Origin of the sequence: Exiguobacterium sp. s64 (assembly GCF_018618035.1) — a bacterium.
Taxonomy (GTDB): domain Bacteria; phylum Bacillota; class Bacilli; order Exiguobacteriales; family Exiguobacteriaceae; genus Exiguobacterium; species Exiguobacterium mexicanum_A.
On record NZ_JACSLH010000023.1, the window covers coordinates 1 to 1,187 of the forward strand.

Below are 1,187 nucleotides of genomic sequence, written 5' to 3' on the forward strand. Positions count from 1 at the left end.
CCCGTTCCCATGCCGAACACGGAAGTTAAGCGCTTCAGCGCCGAAAGTAGTTGGGGGTCTCCCCCTGTGAGGATAGGACGCTGCCAGGCTGATTGTTTTTTTGAAAAAATTATTGACTTTACTCTCGATGACATTTAAAATAGGTAAAGTCGATACAATAATTATTTAAAACGGTCCCGTGGTGTAGTGGTTAACATGTCTGCCTGTCACGCAGAAGATCGCGGGTTCGAATCCCGTCGGGACCGCCATTTTTTTATTTAAACTTAATAAGTTGGCTTTGTAGCTCAGTTGGTAGAGCAAAGGACTGAAAATCCTTGTGTCGGCGGTTCGATTCCGTCCAAAGCCACCATTTACAGCGCCGGTGTAGCTCAGTTGGTAGAGCATCTGACTTGTAATCAGAGGGTCGAGGGTTCGAATCCTTTCGCCGGCACCATTTTTCTCATGGCGGTTGTGGCGAAGTGGTTAACGCACCGGATTGTGATTCCGGCATTCGAGGGTTCAATTCCCTTCAGCCGCCCCATTTTAAAAAATTAATGAGCCATTAGCTCAGTTGGTAGAGCATCTGACTTTTAATCAGAGGGTCGCAGGTTCGAGCCCTGCATGGCTCACCATTTCTCATTAATTTCTATACTTAAATATTATATGCGGGTGTGGCGGAATTGGTAGACGCGCTAGACTTAGGATCTAGTGTCTTTGACGTGGGGGTTCGAGTCCCTTCACCCGCATCTCTAATCTAACTTTATATTGCGGAAGTAGTTCAGTGGTAGAATACGACCTTGCCAAGGTCGGGGTCGCGGGTTCGAATCCCGTCTTCCGCTCCAATTATATGCGGTCGTGGCGGAATCGGTAGACGCGCTAGGTTGAGGGCCTAGTGGTGGTTAACACCGTGGAGGTTCAAGTCCTCTCGACCGCATTAATGCACCCTTAGCTCAGCTGGATAGAGCGTTAGACTACGAATCTAAAGGCCGGGAGTTCGAATCTCTCAGGGTGCACCATTTATAACGGGAAGTAGCTCAGCTTGGTAGAGCACTTGGTTTGGGACCAAGGGGTCGCAGGTTCGAATCCTGTCTTCCCGACCATTTCTTAATTCAATTTGGTCTTTGAAAACTGAACGATGAGGCAAAAATGTTTTACAATTTTTGAATGAAGCGCAAGCTTCGTCATTTTTAAAGAGCTATATCAAATTC

At 47.2% G+C, this 1,187-nt stretch carries 10 tRNA genes and 1 rRNA gene; all 11 read left to right on the top strand.

What is annotated here, in order from left to right:
* Positions 1-89 (top strand): 5S ribosomal RNA (gene rrf / locus KNP64_RS14660); the annotation flags it as partial.
* 83 nt (positions 90-172) lie between these two features.
* A tRNA-Asp gene (locus KNP64_RS14665) sits at positions 173-248 on the top strand.
* Positions 249-273: 25 nt separating this feature from the next.
* A tRNA-Phe gene (locus tag KNP64_RS14670) sits at positions 274-349 on the top strand.
* A gap of 8 nt (positions 350-357) precedes the next feature.
* Positions 358-433: transfer RNA gene (locus KNP64_RS14675), tRNA-Thr, on the top strand.
* An 11-nt stretch (positions 434-444) separates the two neighbouring features.
* A tRNA-His gene (locus KNP64_RS14680) sits at positions 445-520 on the top strand.
* A 15-nt stretch (positions 521-535) separates the two neighbouring features.
* Positions 536-611: transfer RNA gene (locus tag KNP64_RS14685), tRNA-Lys, on the top strand.
* 33 nt (positions 612-644) lie between these two features.
* A tRNA-Leu gene (locus tag KNP64_RS14690) sits at positions 645-725 on the top strand.
* Between the two features lie 21 nt (positions 726-746).
* A tRNA-Gly gene (locus KNP64_RS14695) sits at positions 747-821 on the top strand.
* A gap of 7 nt (positions 822-828) precedes the next feature.
* Positions 829-913 (top strand) — tRNA-Leu (locus KNP64_RS14700).
* 5 nt (positions 914-918) lie between these two features.
* A tRNA-Arg gene (locus tag KNP64_RS14705) sits at positions 919-995 on the top strand.
* A 7-nt stretch (positions 996-1,002) separates the two neighbouring features.
* Positions 1,003-1,079, top strand: a tRNA-Pro gene (locus tag KNP64_RS14710).
* The last annotated feature ends 108 nt before the right edge of the window (positions 1,080-1,187 follow it).